The sequence below is a fragment of the Streptomyces sp. SudanB52_2052 genome (assembly GCF_964272415.1).
Classification (GTDB): Bacteria; Actinomycetota; Actinomycetes; order Streptomycetales; family Streptomycetaceae; genus Streptomyces; species Streptomyces olindensis.
Genome location: NZ_OZ186796.1, coordinates 6,569,511 through 6,586,027, shown reverse-complemented (window position 1 = coordinate 6,586,027; position 16,517 = coordinate 6,569,511). Strand labels below are relative to the sequence as shown.

17 protein-coding genes are annotated in these 16,517 nt (G+C 72.1%); 14 read left to right on the top strand and 3 right to left on the bottom strand.

All coding sequences use genetic code 11. From position 1 onward, the window contains the following. The first annotated feature begins 21 nt into the window (after window positions 1–21). The 4 genes from htpX to ACSUPV_RS29420 all read left to right on the top strand — a co-directional run bounded on the left by htpX (window position 22) and on the right by ACSUPV_RS29420 (window position 4,477). Window positions 22–939: a zinc metalloprotease HtpX gene (gene htpX / locus ACSUPV_RS29435; protein WP_359795016.1), complete on the top strand. Its 918-nt coding sequence runs from the start codon at window positions 22–24 to the stop codon at window positions 937–939. Between the two features lie 7 nt (window positions 940–946). Continuing rightward, window positions 947–1,531, top strand: a complete 585-nt coding sequence (pspAB, locus tag ACSUPV_RS29430) for a PspA-associated protein PspAB (RefSeq protein WP_031113998.1) — start codon at window positions 947–949, stop codon at window positions 1,529–1,531. Window positions 1,532–1,572: 41 nt separating this feature from the next. After that, the gene (locus ACSUPV_RS29425) at window positions 1,573–3,204 is read left to right on the top strand and encodes an alpha/beta fold hydrolase (protein WP_436948881.1); all 1,632 of its coding nucleotides are present in this window, start codon (window positions 1,573–1,575) and stop codon (window positions 3,202–3,204) included. An 88-nt stretch (window positions 3,205–3,292) separates the two neighbouring features. Continuing rightward, window positions 3,293–4,477: a winged helix DNA-binding domain-containing protein gene (locus ACSUPV_RS29420; RefSeq protein ID WP_037763320.1), complete on the top strand. Its 1,185-nt coding sequence runs from the start codon at window positions 3,293–3,295 to the stop codon at window positions 4,475–4,477. Between the two features lie 168 nt (window positions 4,478–4,645). On the opposite strand, the gene ACSUPV_RS29415 is transcribed toward ACSUPV_RS29420, so the two are convergent. After that, a complete protein-coding gene (locus ACSUPV_RS29415; protein WP_031113995.1) occupies window positions 4,646–5,272 on the bottom strand; it encodes a TetR/AcrR family transcriptional regulator in 627 nt (208 codons plus the stop codon). Between the two features lie 95 nt (window positions 5,273–5,367). Between ACSUPV_RS29415 and ACSUPV_RS29410 the strand changes: the two genes are divergently transcribed. Beyond that, entirely contained in the window at window positions 5,368–6,423 is a 1,056-nt protein-coding gene (locus tag ACSUPV_RS29410) for an aldo/keto reductase (protein WP_031113994.1), read from the top strand. Window positions 6,424–6,483: 60 nt separating this feature from the next. Here the strand turns inward: ACSUPV_RS29410 and ACSUPV_RS29405 are convergent, their stop codons facing one another. Next, window positions 6,484–6,798, bottom strand: coding sequence for a hypothetical protein (locus ACSUPV_RS29405; RefSeq protein WP_382611275.1), 315 nt, complete (start codon window positions 6,796–6,798; stop codon window positions 6,484–6,486). A gap of 246 nt (window positions 6,799–7,044) precedes the next feature. On the opposite strand from ACSUPV_RS29405, the gene ACSUPV_RS29400 reads away from it, so the two are divergent. From ACSUPV_RS29400 to ACSUPV_RS29365, 8 genes are all read left to right on the top strand, one after another. Further along, entirely contained in the window at window positions 7,045–7,404 is a 360-nt protein-coding gene (locus tag ACSUPV_RS29400; RefSeq protein ID WP_031113991.1) for an arsenate reductase family protein, read from the top strand. A 121-nt stretch (window positions 7,405–7,525) separates the two neighbouring features. Next, window positions 7,526–8,209, top strand: a complete 684-nt coding sequence (locus tag ACSUPV_RS29395; RefSeq protein ID WP_037763221.1) for a hypothetical protein — start codon at window positions 7,526–7,528, stop codon at window positions 8,207–8,209. A gap of 356 nt (window positions 8,210–8,565) precedes the next feature. Next, the gene (gene glnII / locus ACSUPV_RS29390; protein WP_037763218.1) at window positions 8,566–9,597 is read left to right on the top strand and encodes a glutamine synthetase; all 1,032 of its coding nucleotides are present in this window, start codon (window positions 8,566–8,568) and stop codon (window positions 9,595–9,597) included. A 333-nt stretch (window positions 9,598–9,930) separates the two neighbouring features. After that, entirely contained in the window at window positions 9,931–10,518 is a 588-nt protein-coding gene (locus ACSUPV_RS29385) for a winged helix-turn-helix domain-containing protein (protein ID WP_037763212.1), read from the top strand. A gap of 69 nt (window positions 10,519–10,587) precedes the next feature. Next, window positions 10,588–11,604, top strand: a complete 1,017-nt coding sequence (locus ACSUPV_RS29380) for an NAD-dependent epimerase/dehydratase family protein (RefSeq protein ID WP_031113985.1) — start codon at window positions 10,588–10,590, stop codon at window positions 11,602–11,604. A 69-nt stretch (window positions 11,605–11,673) separates the two neighbouring features. Then, window positions 11,674–12,933 (top strand): sensor histidine kinase, encoded by a 1,260-nt coding sequence (locus ACSUPV_RS29375; protein ID WP_359790621.1) that lies wholly within the window; start codon window positions 11,674–11,676, stop codon window positions 12,931–12,933. Beyond that, window positions 12,924–13,577 (top strand): response regulator transcription factor, encoded by a 654-nt coding sequence (locus ACSUPV_RS29370; protein ID WP_031113980.1) that lies wholly within the window; start codon window positions 12,924–12,926, stop codon window positions 13,575–13,577. The genes ACSUPV_RS29375 and ACSUPV_RS29370 overlap by 10 nt, the downstream gene beginning before the upstream one ends. A 203-nt stretch (window positions 13,578–13,780) precedes the next feature. Next, on the top strand, window positions 13,781–15,316 hold the full coding sequence (locus ACSUPV_RS29365; RefSeq protein WP_436948880.1) for a DUF1996 domain-containing protein: 1,536 nt from the start codon (window positions 13,781–13,783) through the stop codon (window positions 15,314–15,316). Window positions 15,317–15,385: 69 nt separating this feature from the next. Here the strand turns inward: ACSUPV_RS29365 and ACSUPV_RS29360 are convergent, their stop codons facing one another. Beyond that, window positions 15,386–15,817, bottom strand: coding sequence for a hypothetical protein (locus ACSUPV_RS29360; RefSeq protein ID WP_031113977.1), 432 nt, complete (start codon window positions 15,815–15,817; stop codon window positions 15,386–15,388). 147 nt (window positions 15,818–15,964) lie between these two features. On the opposite strand from ACSUPV_RS29360, the gene ACSUPV_RS29355 reads away from it, so the two are divergent. After that, complete coding sequence (locus ACSUPV_RS29355) at window positions 15,965–16,492, top strand: tetratricopeptide repeat protein (RefSeq protein WP_031113976.1); 528 nt, start codon at window positions 15,965–15,967, stop codon at window positions 16,490–16,492. Window positions 16,493–16,517 lie beyond the last annotated feature (25 nt).

Sequence of the window (16,517 nt, the reverse complement as noted above, 5' to 3'; positions counted from 1 at the left end):
GTGAGCTGCGGGGTGATGCAGATGCACAGCCGCTTTCGGAGTGACCGGCGGTTGACCACCCGTATGGGGATCACGCTGTTCCTGCTCGGTCTGGTGTACGTGGGGTTCGTCGCCGCGTTGGTCGTGCTGCTGAAGTCGTGGGTGCTGGTCGTGGTGGTCGCGGCGGCGCTGCTCGGCGCGCAGTACTGGTTCTCGGACCGGATCGCGCTGTACGCCATGCGCGGCCGGGTCGTGGAGCGTGAGGAGTTCCCCGAGCTGCACGCGGTGATCGACCGGATGTGCGCCCTCGCGGACATGCCCAAGCCGGTGGTGGCCGTCTCCGATATGGACATGCCGAACGCGTTCGCGACCGGGCGGAACCCCGACCACGCCGTGGTCTGCGTGACGACCGGGCTGCTCAGGCGACTGGAGCCGGCCGAGCTGGAGGGCGTCCTCGCGCACGAGTTGTCCCACGTGGCGCACAAGGACGTCGCCGTGATCACCGTCGCCTCGTTCCTGGGTGTGCTCGCGGGGCTGATCGTCCGGTTCGCGTTCTACTCGCAGGTGTTCGGCGGGGGCCGCAGGGACCAGAACACGGCCGCCGTCTTCGCCGCGGTGATGGGCGTGTCGGCCGCCGTGTACGCGATCAGCTTCCTGCTGATCCGGGCCCTGTCGCGGTACCGGGAACTGGCCGCGGACCGGGCGGCGGCCCAGCTCACCGGTCGGCCCTCGGCGCTGGCGTCCGCGCTCACCAAGGTCTCCGGCGACATCGCCCGGATCCCGACGAAGGACCTGCGCACGGCCCAGGCCTTCAACGCGTTCTACTTCACGCCGGCGCTGGGCCGCGAGCCCGGCATCGCACGGCTCTTCTCGACCCACCCGAGCCTTCAGGAGCGGCTCGACCAGCTGGGCCGGATCTCCGCCGAGCTGGGCGAGGCGGCGTCACCCGGAGGAGTGTGAGCGGAGCATGGGGCTGCTGGACATCCTGCTCGGCCGGAGCAAGCCGGTCGAGGCGGATCTCGACCGGCTCTTCGCGCTGCCGTCGGCGGCCGTGACCCTGGAGGCCGCCGCGGGCTTCACCCCGACCGGGCAGGGCGCGGTGTGCTTCGCCACCGTCGAGGGCGCGGCCTTCGAGCAGACCCACCGCGAGGTGCAGGCCCTGCTGGACGCCGACACCGACCGCGACGGCCCGCCGGTGCGGCTGACCCAGGACGACTACGGCTACTCCTGGCTGGTCTCGCACCGCGCCCCCGACCAACTCGTGTCGCTCGTGAACGACCTGCACGCCGTCAACAGCCAGATGGAGGTCAACGGGTTCGGCCCCCAACTGCTGTGCTCACTGGCCGGTTTCCGGGACCGGTCGGGGCGGCGGCTCGCGCTGGTCTACCTCTACAAGCGCGGCACGTTCTACCCGTTCGCGCCCCTGCCCGGCGAGGCGCAGCGGCGCGACAACGCGCTGGAGCTCCAGGCGCGGGCCGCGCTCGCCGACGACCTGACGATCGAGCAGGACCTGGGCCGCTGGTTCCCCGTGTGGGGAGCACCGGGTTTGTGATCGGCCGCTCACGGGCCCGCGCCGCGTGAATGAATGGCCGTATGAGCGAGCCGATCCCCTTCACGCACCACGTCGACGGTGAACGCCTCAGCGGGCTGGTCGGCGGCGGTGAACCGGCCAGGGCGACCGTCGTACTGCTGCACGGCGCGGGCAACGGCAGCAAGGAGCGGCTGGTGCCGTGGCTGGAGGAGTTCGCCGCACTCGGCTGCCGCGCCCTCGCCTTCGACTTCTCGGGGCACGGGGAGAGCACGGGAGCGCTGCGGGAGTCGAGCCTGCGCCGCCGCTTCGAGCAGGCCGTGTCCGTCATCGACGCACGCGCGCGCGTGGACGGGCCGCTGGTCCTGGTCGGGTTCAGCATGAGCGGCCAGACCGTGGCCGATCTCGTCCGGCACTACGGGGACCGGGTGGCGGCCCTGGGGCTGTGCGCTCCGGCGGTGTACGCGGCCGAGGCGTGGGACGTGCCGTTCGGCGACGGCGACGGGCGGTTCAGCGCGATCATCCGCCGGCCCGGGAGCTGGCGTGCGGCGCCCGCGCTGGAGGTGCTGCGGGCGTACGAGGGGCGGGCGGTGCTCGCGGTGCCGGGCACGGACGAGGTCATCCCGCCCGCCGTGACCGAGGCCGTCTCGGCGGCGCTGGCCCGGCGCGCCCAGTTCACCCACTGGCAACTCCCCGAGGCGGAGCACCGGTTGGGCCTGTGGTTCCGCGACCGTCCCCACGACCGGCGGGAGTTCGCCTCCGCCGTCCTGACCGGGCTCGGCGAGCAGGGCTGGACGGCCACGCGCGCGTGGGTGGCCGAACAGCTCCCCGAGGGCCGTACGGTCGCCACGTCCACTTTCCTGACGGGCGGCTGGAGCGCGCAGCTGCGGCGGCTCACCCTCGACGACGGCACCGAGCTGGCGCTGCGGAGCTTCGTGCAGCCCTTCTTCCGGCGGCACGCGCCCGGGCTGCTGGCCCGCGAGGCGGGGATCCTCACGCTGCTGGCGGGGCAGGAGGGTGTGCCGGCCGCCGAGTTGATCGGCGTGGACGCGACCGGCGAGCACTGCGACCACCCGTCCCTGCTGATGTCGGTGCTGCCGGGGCGGGTCCGGGTCGACGAGGGGGAACTCGACGCGCGGGTGGACCTGCTGGCGGCTCAGCTGGCCCGGATCCACCGGGTCGTTCCCGAGGAGCGGCCGCGACCGTACCAGGCCTGGACGTCCCCGGAGCGGGTGGCCGCGCCACAAGGCGCGCTGTGGGAACGGGCCGTGGAGGTGATCCGCCGCGACCCTCCGCCGTACGACGGCTGTTTCCTGCACCGGGACTTCCACCCCGGGAACGTGCTGTTCACGGGCACCGGGGCCGGGCTGCGGATCAGCGGTGTCGTCGACTGGGTGGAGACCTCCTGGGGCCCCGCCGACCTGGACGTCGCCCACTGCTCGACGGCGCTCGCGCTGCTGTACGGCGCGGAGTACGGCCTCGGCTTCGGGGAGCGCTACGCGGCGCGGGGCGGCAGGCGCCTGGCCGAGGGCCCCGACCACTTGTACTGGCGGCTGCTCGACGCCCTGGCCTACGCCTCGGACGCGGCGAAGCTCGCGGGCCCGTGGCGGGAACTGGGGCGGACCGACCTGACTCCGGAGGTGCTGGGCGGGCGGCTGGAGACGTACGTGACGGGGCTGATGGAGCGGTACGGCTGAGGGAGCGCGGCGGGCCGGTCGCGGTCGATTGTCAGTGGTGTCCGCGATGATGTGATCGGGTCGGAGGACGCGGCGAGTGGAGGCGGGCATGGGGGCGGAGCGGTACATCGGCGTGCCGGAGCGGCGGGCGCGGCTCGCGCTGCGGCAGCGGCTGGCCCGACAGGCCAGGGCGGGGACGCCCGAGGAGGTCGCCGACGCGCTCGTCGCCCTGCACGGCACGGACCCGGCGACGGTGTACCTGGCCGTGGGCGCGCGGCTCGCCGACCCGGCGAAGACGGTGGACGAGACCGGACGCGCGCTGTACGAGGACCGTTCCCTGGTGCGGATGCACGGCATGCGGCACACCGTGTTCGTCTTCCCCACCGGCCTCACCGCCGTCGTGCACGCCTCGACCGGGCTGGCGGTCGCCGCCCGGGAGCGGGCCGCGCTCCTCAAGGACATGGCCGCGGGCGGGGCGCCGGACGCGGCCTGGCTGAAGGAGGTCGAGGAGTCGACGCTGGCGGCACTCGCCCGGCGTGGGCAGGCGACGGCCGCCGAACTCGCCCAGGACGAGCCCCGGCTGCGCGAGCAGTTCGTCTACGCGGCCGGCAAGAGCTACGAGGGTCTGCACACGGTCTCGACCCGGCTGCTGAAGGTGCTCGGCGTCGAGGGCAAGGTCGTCCGCGGTCGGCCGCTCGGCTCCTGGACGTCCAGCCAGTTCCGCTGGGCCGTGGCCCCCGAGCATCCCGAGCTGGACGCCGCCGAGGCGCAGGCGGAGCTGCTGGGGCGGTGGCTCGCCGCGTGCGGTCCGGCGACGGAGGCCGACCTCAAGTGGTGGACGGGGTGGCGTGTGACGGACGTCCGCAGGGCCCTGGCGGCGTGCGGGGCGCGGCCGGTGACGCTGGACGAGGGCCCGGGGTTCGTGGCCGGGGAGGACGTCGACCCGGTGTCCGCGCCGGACGAGCCCTGGGCCGCCCTGCTGCCCGGTCTCGACCCGACGGCGATGGGATGGCAGCAGCGCGACTGGTACCTGGCGCCGGAGCTGCGGCCGCAGCTGTTCGACCGCAGCGGCAACGTCGGGCCGACGGTGTGGTGGAACGGCCGGGTGATCGGCGGCTGGGCCCAGCGGCCCGACGGGGAGATCACCTGGCGGATCCTCGACGAGGAGGGCGTCGGCCGGGAGGCCCGCACGGCGATCGAGACAGCGGCGGAGCGGCTGAGCGGATGGCTGGGGACGACCAGAATCACCCCGCGCTTCCGCACACCGCTGGAGAAGGAACTGGCGACGGGTTGACGGGCCGGGGGTACTTACGGGCTCGGCACAGACGGGGCTGAGTGCGGGGCTGCGTGCGCTGACGGCGCTGAGTTCGGGGCTGAGTGCGCTGACGGCGCTGAGTGCGGGGCTGCGTGCGCTGACGGGGCTGGGTGCGCTGAAGGCCGCCGCCCGCCAAAGACCCGCCGACTACGCCTGCTTCCCCCCGACCCGTACGAACACCCCCGCCCGGGCCGCCATCGCCGCCGCCTCGGCGGCCCGGTCGGCCGTGGGCTCGTCGAGTCGGCCGCCACTGATGAGCAGGTGGTAGTAGAGCGGAGCGGAGACGGCCCGGATCACGTCGTGCGGGTCCGTGCCCTCGGGCACCTCACCCCGTTCGACGGCCTGCCGGACGCAGGGGGCCCACTCCCTGACGCGGATGTCGTAGAAGCGGTGCAGTGCCGCGGCCGTCTTCACGTCACCGGTGGCGGCGGCGATCAGCGCCTTGAACAGCGCGCCTTGGCGGGGATCCGTCAGGGTCCGCTGGACGAGCCGGGCGTTGGCCGTCAGGTCGCCGAGCAGCGAACCGGTCTCGGTGCGCGGCGCCGACTGCTCGGCCATGTCCTGCAAGAGGTCGGCCACCAGGCCCGTCACCGTTCCCCAGCGGCGGTAGACGGTCGTCTTGCCCACCTGGGCGCGGCGCGCGACGTCGGCCAGGTCCAGCCCGGTGAAGCCCTGCTCGGTCAGGGCGTCCTCGGCCGCCCGCAGCACCGCCTCCCGCACCCGCGCCGTGCGCCCGCCGGGACGTACGGTCCCCGGCTCGACCCCGTCAGTCATAACGGCACTCCTGTTTCATTAGCAGCTTCCCCCCTGCTACCTTAGTCATCACTAACGGAACCACAGACCCGTTAGTCAGACCAGAAGGGGTCCCGATGGAATACAGGCGATTGGGCGCGTCCGGACTCATGGTCCCCGCGCTGAGCTTCGGAGCCGGCACCTTCGGCGGCCGCGGTCCGCTCTTCGGGGCGTGGGGCACGACCGACGCGCGGGAGGCACGCCGCCTGGTGGACATCTGCCTGGACGCCGGGATCACGATGTTCGACACCGCCGACGTCTACTCCGGCGGCGCCTCCGAGGAGGTGCTGGGAGAGGCGATCAAGGGGCGCCGGGACCAGGTGCTCGTCTCCACCAAGACGAGCCTGCCCACGGGCGACGGACCGGGCGACGCGGGCTCCTCCCGCTCCCGGCTGATCACCGCCTGTGAGGAGGCCCTGCGCCGGCTCGGCACCGACCACATCGACCTGTTCCAGCTCCACGCCTTCGACGCCGGGACGCCGGTCGAGGAGGTGCTGGCGACCCTCGACACCCTCGTGCGCGCGGGCAAGGTGCGCTACGTCGGCGTCTCCAACTTCTCCGGCTGGCAGGTGATGAAGTCCCTCGCGGCGGCGGAGAGGAACGGACACCCGCGCTACGCGGCCCACCAAGTGTACTACTCCCTCCTCGGCCGCGACTACGAGTGGGAGCTCATGCCGCTCGCCCTGGACCAGGGCCTCGGCGCGATCGTCTGGAGCCCGCTCGGCTGGGGGCGCCTCACCGGCAGAATCCGCCGCGGGGCCCCACTCCCGCCCGACAGCCGCCTGCACCGCACCGCCGACTACGGCCCGCCCGTCACCGAGGAGCACCTCTACGGCGTGGTGGACGCGCTGGATGAGATCGCGGCGGAGACGGGCCGGGCCGTGCCGCAGATCGCCCTCAACTGGCTGCTTCGGCGGCCGACCGTGTCCTCCGTCATCATCGGCGCCCGCGACGAGCGGCAGCTGCGCCAGAACCTCGGGGCGGTCGGCTGGTCCCTGACCCCCGAGCAGATGGCGAGGCTCGACGCGGCGAGCCACCGCCCGGCGCCGTACCCCTACTTCCCCTACGAGCGCCAGGAGGGCTTCGCCCGCCTGAACCCGCCCCTGTTCGCCGCGCCGGACCGGGCGGCATGACAGGACAAAGCGCCGGACGCCCCGTGGGAACAGGGCGGCCGGCGCTCGTGATCGGCCGGGTCAGCGCGCGTACCGCATGAGCGCCCGCACCATGTGGCACGTCGTGTCCGACGGCGGATGGACGCCGATCAGCTCCGCCGTAGTGCGGATCGTCTCGTTGCGGGCCTGGTTCGGCATGTAGACGCCCGAGTCGAGCAGGGCGATGGCGAGGCGCATGGCCTTGAGGCGGCGGTTGTGCGTGACGTACCACTCGCGCGGCCGGCCCGGCGGCAACGGCCGCTTCTCCACGGGCGCGTACGGCAGGTCGAGCAGGACGGGGCGCTTCGCGGTGGACTGGGTGGGCAGCGGCTTCGACGTCAGAGCGGCAGCGGGCACAGGCATCCTCCTGTCGCGGTCGGGTGGCCGCCGGAGACGTCCACGCCCCCGGCGGCCACCCTCGAACACTGCTTACAGTTTACCGCCGGGCACTGACAACGGGGAGGCCGCAGAGCGCGGCAAACACCCAGGTAGAAAAGGGAATTGGCGTCGCGTCACGGCAGGTCCCCGAGGTGCCGGTGGGGCTGCGGAAAATCGAACAGACCCTGCGGCGCTCACCGGCCCCGCGGCGCGTACCGTGGCCCCATGGAGATCTGGATCAATCCCGCCTGCTCGAAGTGCCGCAGCGCGGTACAGCTGCTCGACGCCGAGGGTGCCGACTACACCGTCCGCCGCTACCTGGAGGACGTGCCGAGCGAGGACGAGATCCGGGGCGTCCTCACCCGCCTCGGGCTCGAACCCTGGGACATCACCCGCACCCAGGAAGCCGCCGCCAAGGAGCTCGGCCTCAAGGAGTGGCCGCGGGACGCCGGTTCGCGCGACCGGTGGATCAAGGCGCTCGCCGAGCACCCCAAGCTGATCCAGCGCCCGATCATCACCGCGGACGACGGCACGGCGGTGGTGGCCCGCACCGACGAGGCCGTACGGGACGCCCTGTCACGCTGACAGCCGGTCGCCCTGCCCGTGTGGCACAGGTCACTCAGCTGACTCCTGTAACCACTGAGTAACTTCGTTCGGTATCTCGTACATAGCGGCGTACGCTCCCCTACCTCTTCAGGAGGCGCGCATGTCGCGCAGGAGAACGCTCGGTACGAAGAAGAAACTCGCGCTGCTGGTGAGCGCGGCGACGGTGGCGGGAGGCGGGGCCTTCGTCATGGCGAGCACGTCGAACGCCGCGCAGACCCCCAAGTCCTCGGCTGAGTCGACGGTCTGCCTGGGGCTGGCCACCGCCCTCGGCAACAACCAGAAGTTCATCGCGGACCAGCGGGCCAACCCCGACGCGCAGTCCGAGGCGCGGATCGCCAACCGCGAGGCGGTCGTCGCGGAGATCAAGCGGAAGCAGGAGGCGTCGGGGTGCGTGGTCGGGGAGTCGGCTCAGGACTCCCAGACCGCGCAGCCGTCGCAGCCCGCACAGTCGGCGCCGCCCCAGTCGCAGCAGCCGGCGGAGTCGGTGCAGCCCTCGCAGCCCGCGGAGAACCCCGGCGGTGGCGCCGCGGGCTCCGGACAGCAGGTGTGCAACGGCTCCACCGTCACGCTCTCCGGTGAGGGCGGTGCGCCTGCCGCGTCCAGCAACCAGTTCCCGGTCGGCACGAAGCTGAAGGTCACCAACCTGGACAACGACAAGTCCACGACGGTGGAGGTCACTTCGGTCTCCGGCAGCTGTGTGCTGCTCAACAACGCGGCCTTCGAACAGGTCCGTGAGCCCGGCAAGTTCCTGATCCGCCGGGCCGTGATCGAGAAGGTGGGGTGAGGCCGGACGATCGAGTGAGTCACTGAGGGGGCGGCCCACCCCTCGGCCGCCGCCCCGTACGTGTCACCGGTCCTGCTGCCCCCGGCCAGGGGCGGCGGGACCGGCACGTCGGGGCCACGCGGCGGCGGTCACCGGCTTGACGGAGGGAAGCCGGTGACCGGCCGCTCACCGCGGGCAAACACCCTCACAGCGTGACCTGTGGCATAGCGCCACCAGGTAACACGGGGTTCACATTCGAGCAATGGCCGGGAAATCGCCTGTTGACAAGCTGCCGGGCAACTACAGCGGCGCCCCAGTGCCGCAGCGCCGCAGCACCCGCGATACGCGCCCAGACACACCCCCGAAGGATGTGGCCCGTGACCTTCAAGGCTGAGTACATCTGGATCGACGGCACCGAGCCGACGGCCAAACTGCGTTCCAAGACCAAGATCATCGCGGGTTCCCCCGCCGGTCTCGACGCGCTGCCGATCTGGGGCTTCGACGGGTCCTCCACCAACCAGGCCGAGGGCCACGCCTCGGACTGCGTGCTGAAGCCGGTCTTCACCTGCCCGGACCCGATCCGCGGCGGCGACGACGTGCTGGTCCTGTGCGAGGTGCTGAACATCGACTTCACCCCGCACCCCAGCAACACCCGTGCCGCGCTGGCCGAGGTCGCGGAGAAGTTCGCGGCGCAGGAGCCGATCTTCGGCATCGAGCAGGAGTACACCTTCTTCAAGGACGGCTACCCGCTCGGCTTCCCCAAGGGCGGCTTCCCGGCCCCGCAGGGCGGCTACTACTGCGGCGTCGGCGCCGACGAGATCTTCGGCCGTGACGTCGTCGAGGCCCACCTCGACAACTGCCTGAAGGCCGGCCTCGGCATCTCCGGCATCAACGCCGAGGTCATGCCGGGCCAGTGGGAGTTCCAGGTCGGCCCGCTGTCCCCGCTGGAGGTCTCGGACCAGCTGTGGGTGGCCCGCTGGCTGCTCTACCGCACCGCCGAGGACTTCGACATCGCCGCCACCCTCGACCCGAAGCCGGTCAAGGGCGACTGGAACGGCGCCGGCGCGCACACCAACTTCTCCACCAAGGCGATGCGCGAGGGCTACGACGCGATCATCACCGCGTGCGAGTCGCTCGGTGAGGGCTCCAAGCCGCTCGACCACGTCAAGAACTACGGCGCCGGCATCGACGACCGCCTGACCGGTCTGCACGAGACCGCCCCGTGGGACAAGTTCTCCTACGGCGTCTCCAACCGCGGTGCCTCGGTCCGTATCCCGTGGCAGGTCGAGAAGGACGGCAAGGGCTACATCGAGGACCGCCGTCCCAACGCCAACGTCGACCCGTACGTGGTGACCCGCCTGCTCGTCGACACGTGCTGCTCGGCCCTGGAGAAGGCCGGCCAGGTCTGATCCACCCCACAGCTCCGTGAAGGGGGCGCCCACCGGGAACGGTGGGCGCCCCTCGCGTGTGTGCCGGGGAAGCGTCCAAGCAGTGAGAGGAGGGTCCTGCCGAGGGCCTTCTTCTGCTTCAATGGGGGCATGGCCAGCCTCCAGAAGCTCCCCGCGACGGGTCGCCATGACCTCGAGCCCTTCTGGCCTTCCCGTCAGCACCACGACTTCGACCGGGTGTGTTGCCGCGCGGTGAACGCGCCGGCCCTCTAAAGCCGTACCCCCCGGTCTTCGGCCAGCGCGCAACGGCGTACGTCCCTGACGAACCTCTCGCGCGAAAAGAGCTGACCTCTCATGGCGACCACTCGTTCCCTGTCCACCGCCACCCTCGACTCCCCCGCCCCGCACGGCCCCCGGCACCGGCTGCGTGCCGTCGACCGGGACGAGGTGGTGACCGTGGCGGATCTGCTGCCGCCCGGTGCCACCTGGCTTCCGGCTCCCCCGCACACCCTGCCGACGCTGCCCGGGCAGCCGCCGATGATCGGCTACCTGGTGCTCGTCCCGGCCGACCAGCAGCCGCCGTTCCCGGTGGCGGTGCCGGACCGGCCCGCGGCGACCGGCCCCGAGGCCGGGGCCGAGCCGGGCGGCGAGCCGCTGATCCGCGTCGACACCGTGCAGCGCACCGCCGAGGTGGCCGGACGGCCGCTCGACCTCACGTACCTGGAGTTCGAGCTGCTCGCCCACCTGGTGGCGCACCCGGGCCGGGTGCACACCCGCGACCAGCTGGTCGGCACGGTGTGGGGCTACGGGCACGTGGGCGACGGCCGCACGGTCGACGTCCACATCGCCCGGCTGCGCCGCAAGCTGGGCGCCGAGCACCGCGACACGATCCGGACGGTGCGCCGCGTCGGCTACAAGTACGTGCCGCCGACGGGCCCCTGACCCGGCGCGCCGTCTGCTGACAGCAGAGCCTCGTTCCGCCGCGCCGCCCCACCCGGCAGAGTCGGCGGTATGAGGCTTCTGATGCTGGGTGGTACGGAGTTCGCGGGGCGGCCCGTCGTGGAGGCGGCGCTGGCGCGGGGCTGGGAGGTGACCGTCTTCCACCGGGGGCGGCACGCGGCGCCGCCGGGCGTGCGGTCGCTGCGCGGCGACCGCACCGCGCCCGACGGGCTGGCCGCCCTCGCCGAGGACCCCGGCGAGTGGGACGTCGTCGTCGACACCTGGTCGGCTGCGCCGTACGCGGTGCGGGACGCGGCGCGGCTGCTGCGGGGCCGCGCCCACCGGTACGTGTACGTGTCGAGCTGCTCGGTGTACGCGTGGGCCCCGCCCGCCGGGTACGGCGAGGACGCGCCCGTGGTGGAGGGGGCGTCGGCCGACGCGGAGCAGACCGCGTACCCGCAGGACAAGCGGGGCGGTGAACTGGCCGTCCTGGACGCCTTCGGCGAGGACCGGTCGGTGCTCGTGCGGGCCGGGCTGCTCCTCGGCCCGTACGAGAACGTCGGCCGGCTGCCCTGGTGGCTGGGCCGGACGGCGCGCGGCGGCCCGGTGCTGGCCCCGGGCCCGCGGGAGCTGCCCCTGCAGTACGTGGACGTCCGCGACCTCGCCGAGTGGATGCTGAACGCGGCGGAGCGGCAGCTCAGCGGGCCGTACAACCTGATGAGCCCTCAGGGACACACCACCATGGGCGAGTTGCTGGACGCCTGCGTGCGGGTCACCGGCGGGGCGGCCGAACTCCGGTGGACCGAGCCGGAGGTGATCCTCCGGGCGGGCATCGAGCCGTGGACCGAGCTGCCGGTGTGGGTGCCGCCGGGCAGCGACCTGCACGACGCCCTGCACGGCGCGGACGTCTCCCGGGCGGTCGCGGCGGGGCTGCGCTGCCGCCCCGTCGAGGAGACCGTGGCCGACACCTGGAGCTGGCTGCGGGCCATCGGCGGCACGGCGCCCCAGCGCCCCGACCGGACGCGCAAGGGCCTCGACCCGGAGGTGGAGGCGAAGGTGCTCGCGGCCGGCGGGTCCGCGGAGGTGTAGGTAGCACCACCCCCTGACCGGGTGTCCCGGCCCCGTGCCCCCGCACCCGTGCTCGGCCAGACTGACGCCATGACCATCGACACGAAGAGCGGCAACGGGCGTACGAAGGGGCGGGGCGTGGGGCTCGCCGCGGTGCGGGGGCTGGCACTCGCCCTCGTCTGTCTGCCGGGGGCGGTGCTGTGCTTCTGCCTGTCCCTGGTCTCGATCGCCCTCATCCCGATCGGGGTCGGGCTCGTGACGACGCCGTACGTCCTGACGGGGGTGCGGGCGTTCGCGAACTGGCGGCGGGTGCTCGCGGCGGAGTGGGGCGGGGTGCGGATACCCCCGGCGTACCGGCCGCTGCCCGGCGGCGCCAACCCCTGGACCCGCACCTTCGCGCTGCTGCGCGACCCGGCGACCTGGCGGGACCTGAGGTGGCTGCCGGTCGACATGACCGCGGGGTTCGTCACCGCGCTGCTGCCGGCCGTGCTGCTGCTCTACCCGCTGGAGGGGTTCGCGCTCGCCCTCGGGCTGTGGCGGGTCTTCCCCGACGGGTACTGGTACGGGTTCGTGCCGGTGACGGGCCAGGCGTCCGCCTTCGGCGCGGCGGCCCTGGGCCTGGTCCTGCTGTTCCTCGCGCACTTCTTCACGCCGCGCCTGCTGGACTCCCACTTCCGGCTCACCCGGGCCGTGCTCGGCAGCGGTCAGGGGGAACTGGCCGAGCGGGTGCGGGTGCTGACCGAGACGCGACGGGACGCGGTCGACGCCTCCGCCGCCGAGCTGCGGCGCATCGAGCGGGACCTGCACGACGGGGCCCAGGCCCGGCTCGTGGCCGTCGGCATGGACCTGGGCACCATCGAGGCGCTGCTCGACAAGGACCCCGCCCAGGCCAAGGAGCTGATCGCACAGGCCCGCAAGTCCTCGGTGGAGGCCCTGACCGAGCTGCGCGAGCTGGTGCGCGGCATCCACCCGCCGGTGCTCGCCGAACGCGGGCTGGGCGACGCCGTACGGGCGCTGGCGCTGCGGCTGCCGGTGCCGACCGAGGTGAGTGTGGACCTGCCCGGGCGGGCGGAGGCGCCCGTGGAGTCGGCCGCGTACTTCGCCGTGAGCGAGGTGCTCACCAACGCCGTCAAGCACTCCGGCGCGGACCGGATCTGGGTCGACCTGCACCGGACGGACGGCATGCTGCGGGCGACCGTCACCGACAACGGCAAGGGCGGCGCGGTGATCGGGGCCGGTTCCGGACTGGCCGGGGTCGAGCGGCGACTCGGTACATTCGACGGCGTCCTGGCCGTCAGCAGTCCCGCGGGCGGTCCCACCATGGTCACCATGGAGATCCCTTGCGCGTAGTCCTCGCCGAAGATCTGTTCCTGCTGCGCGACGGACTCGTCCGGCTGCTCCAGGCGCACGGCTTCGAGATCGCGGCGGCCGTCGAGTCCGGGCCCGAACTGGCCGCCGCGCTGGCCGAGCTGGACCCGGACGTCGCGGTCGTCGACGTCCGCCTGCCGCCCACGCACACCGACGAGGGCCTGCAGTGCGCGCTCGACGCCCGCCGCAGGCGGCCCGGACTGCCGGTGCTGGTGCTCTCCCAGCACGTGGAGCAGCTGTACGCGCGCGAGCTGCTCGCCGACGGCAGCGGCGCGGTCGGGTACCTGCTGAAGGACCGGGTGTTCGACGCCGAGCAGTTCGTGGACGCCGTACGGCGGGTCGCCGCCGGCGGTACGGCGATGGATCCGCAGGTCATCCAGCAGCTGCTGGCCCGGCAGTCGGGCGGCGACCGGCCGCTGGCGCGGCTGACGCCCCGGGAGCTGGAGGTGCTGGAGCTGATGGCGCAGGGCCGGTCCAACGCGGCGATCGCCGGGAAACTGGTCGTGACGGAACGGGCGATCGCCAAGCACACCGCGAACATCTTCGCCAAACTGGGCCTTGAGGTCTCGGACGACGACAACCGGCGCGTGCTGGCGGTTCTCGCGTATCTCGACCACGGCCGCTGAAACCGGACGGGCTGCTTCACCCACCGTGGGTGATCCACAACTCCCGGTACCAAAGGGGCTGTTGAGGACACAGAGCCCTCACGAATCTGGCATCAATTTCCGAGACATCTGAACACCCCTGGGACGCGCTCCGTATGGAAGGGAGCCGCTTCACTCCTGTCGGGCGCCTCGATGCCCCCGAAAAAGGAAGTCAGAGGAGTTCCATGGGACGCAACACAAGAAAACGCCGTACGCCGCTGGCCACCAAGGCCATAGCCGCATCGGCGGCCCTAGCGCTCGGTGGGGGCGGGCTGATCTGGGCAAACTTCTATGCCTCGGCGCATGAGGAGAACTCGGCGAACCAGACGAAGTCCGCGGGCGCGCAGATCGCCACGATCCAGTGCCCCGACGTCGGACAGAAACTGACCGATGTGCCGGACGGTGCTCGCCAGGGGGTGGACAAGGAGCTGGCGAACCTCGACAAGCAGATCAGCGAGGCCTACACCCGGCTCGCCTCCACGCGCCAGGCCCAGGCCGGTGACTCGGGCTTCGTCAACAACGCCATCCTCGGCCCGCTGAAGTCGAAGCGGGTCGCGGCCCTCGACCGGATCGGGATCAACATCCGGCGGGTGGGCGGACAGGCCCCGGCCAACCTCGAGCAGCTCGCCGAGTGCAAGGGCATGGCCGCCGACGCGAACACCAACGACGGCCAGGCCGGAGGCGGCCAGAACAACGACGGGCAGAACGACGGCGGCCAGAACAACGACGGCGGTCAGGACCAGGGCCAGGACAACGGCCAGGACCAGGGCCAGGGCGGCAACGGCGGCCAGGCCGGCAACGGCCCCGCGGCGGCGGACTTCATCAACATCGAGGACGTCCAGCCGAACTCCCGCAACCTGCCCAACGGCCTCGCCGCGAACGGCGACGGTGGTTCCACGGGCTCGTTCACCACGAACTGCGGCACCAACGAGAACGAGAACCGCAACTCCGACAACGTGATCGTGGCGCCCGGCGTGTCCAACGGCGCGCAGCACCAGCACGACTACGTCGGCAACCAGAGCAACAACGCCTTCGCGAGCGACGAGGACCTGGCGAACGCCGAGACGTCCTGCCAGAACCAGGGCGACAAGTCCTCGTACTTCTGGCCGGTCCTGCGCATCCAGGACGGCTCGCAGGACATCGACCAGGGTCAGCCGGGCGGTGGCCAGGACGGCAACGTCGGCAAGATCGTCGAGCCGGCCGAGGCGCAGCTGAAGTTCGTCGGCAACCGCACCAGCGACGTCGTCGCGATGCCGAAGGCCCTGCGCATCATCACCGGTGACGCCAAGTCCTTCACCAACGGCCTGAACAACGCCAACACCTCCTGGAGCTGCACCGGCTTCGAGGACCGTCAGGTGACGGACAAGTACCCGCTCTGCCCCGAGGGCAGCAGCGTGGTGCGGACGTCCAACTTCCAGAGCTGCTGGGACGGCCAGAACATCGACAGCGCCAACCACCGCACCCACGTGGACTTCGTGGAGGCGGACGGCAGCTGCTCGAACGGCTTCCAGGCCATCCCCCAGCTCCAGGTCCGCCTGGTCTACGACGTCCCGGCGCCGCAGATCAACAACGGGCAGGTGCAGAACGCCTTCGCGGTGGACTCCTTCCCGGAGCAGCTGCACAAGCCGATCACCGACCACAACGACTTCATCAACTTCTTCGACGAGAACGTGATGAACGAGATGGTCCAGTGCATCAACAACGGCGAGGACTGCCAGTAGTCCTCACACAGTAGGAAGCCGGCGGTGGGAATTCCCACCGCCGGCTTTCGCTTGCCGGGCTCCGCGCGGTCAGCCGTGGTGGTTGCCGCTGTTGTGGCTGCCACCGGGGTTCATGTGCTCGGAGCCCTCTTCCATGGTCCCGCCGAGCGTGCCCTGCAGCGCCGTGACCGTCTTCTCCTGGCCGACGGCGACCCACTTGCGGCCGACCAGGTAGTAGCCGCCGTAATCCTTGGCGCTGTTCAGCCACTCGCGCTGGCCGCGGTCGGTGGCGAAGGTGGCGAGGACGTACTTCTCCTTGCCCTTCTTGCAGATGGCCTGGCGGATGGTGTCGGCGTCGGTCTGCATGTTCGGCTTGCACTTGGCCTCGGCCGCGATGTGTTCCAGGCTGCCGGTCACCGCCTCCGGAACGGCCGCCTCGTCCTTGCCGCCGGATCCGCAGCCGGCCAGCGCCAGTATCGCCACCGCGCCGCTCAGCGCGAGCATCGGTCGGGTCACCCTCATCTGTTCCTCCGGTCCTTGTCACGGCACGGTCCGGACGCATGCCGCACGGAGCCCTGGCAACAGGCTCTCGCCTTCGATACGGCCACGGGGCCCGAGCTGCTCAAAATTCCGCTGCCTCCGTGGGCACTCCCGTGCGAGGGTGGGGCGGTGAACCAGGACTGGGAAGATCGCGTCACCGCCCTGTGGGGCCGGTTCGACGACTACGCCGAGACCGCGGAGGACGAGGCCCGCTTCCGCGCCGATGTCGACGCCCTCGTCGCCGAGCTGCCGGAGGGGAGCCCGCTGGGCCCGTTCGAGCAGGCCTGTGCCTGGGACTCCACGGGCCACTCGGACAAGGCGGTCCCGCTGTACCGGGAGGCGCTGGCCCGGGGGCTCTCGGACGTCAGCCCGTACAAGGCCCGCCGGACGAAGGTCCAGCTGGCCAGCTCGCTGCGGAACATCGGCCGGGCGGAGGAGGGCGTCAAGCTCCTCGAAGCCGAACTGGACGCCCCGTCCGACGAGCTGGACGACGCCGTGCGCGCCTGTCTCGCGCTCTGTCTGTCCAGCCTGGGCCGTGACCGCGAGGGGCTGGCGCTGGCACTGGGCGCCCTGGCCCCGCACCTGCCGCGCTACCAGCGGTCGATGGCGAACTACGCCCGGCTGCTGGTGGAGCCCGAGGAGCGGCCGGGAGCCTGACGCTCCGCGGTCAGGTGACCATCCA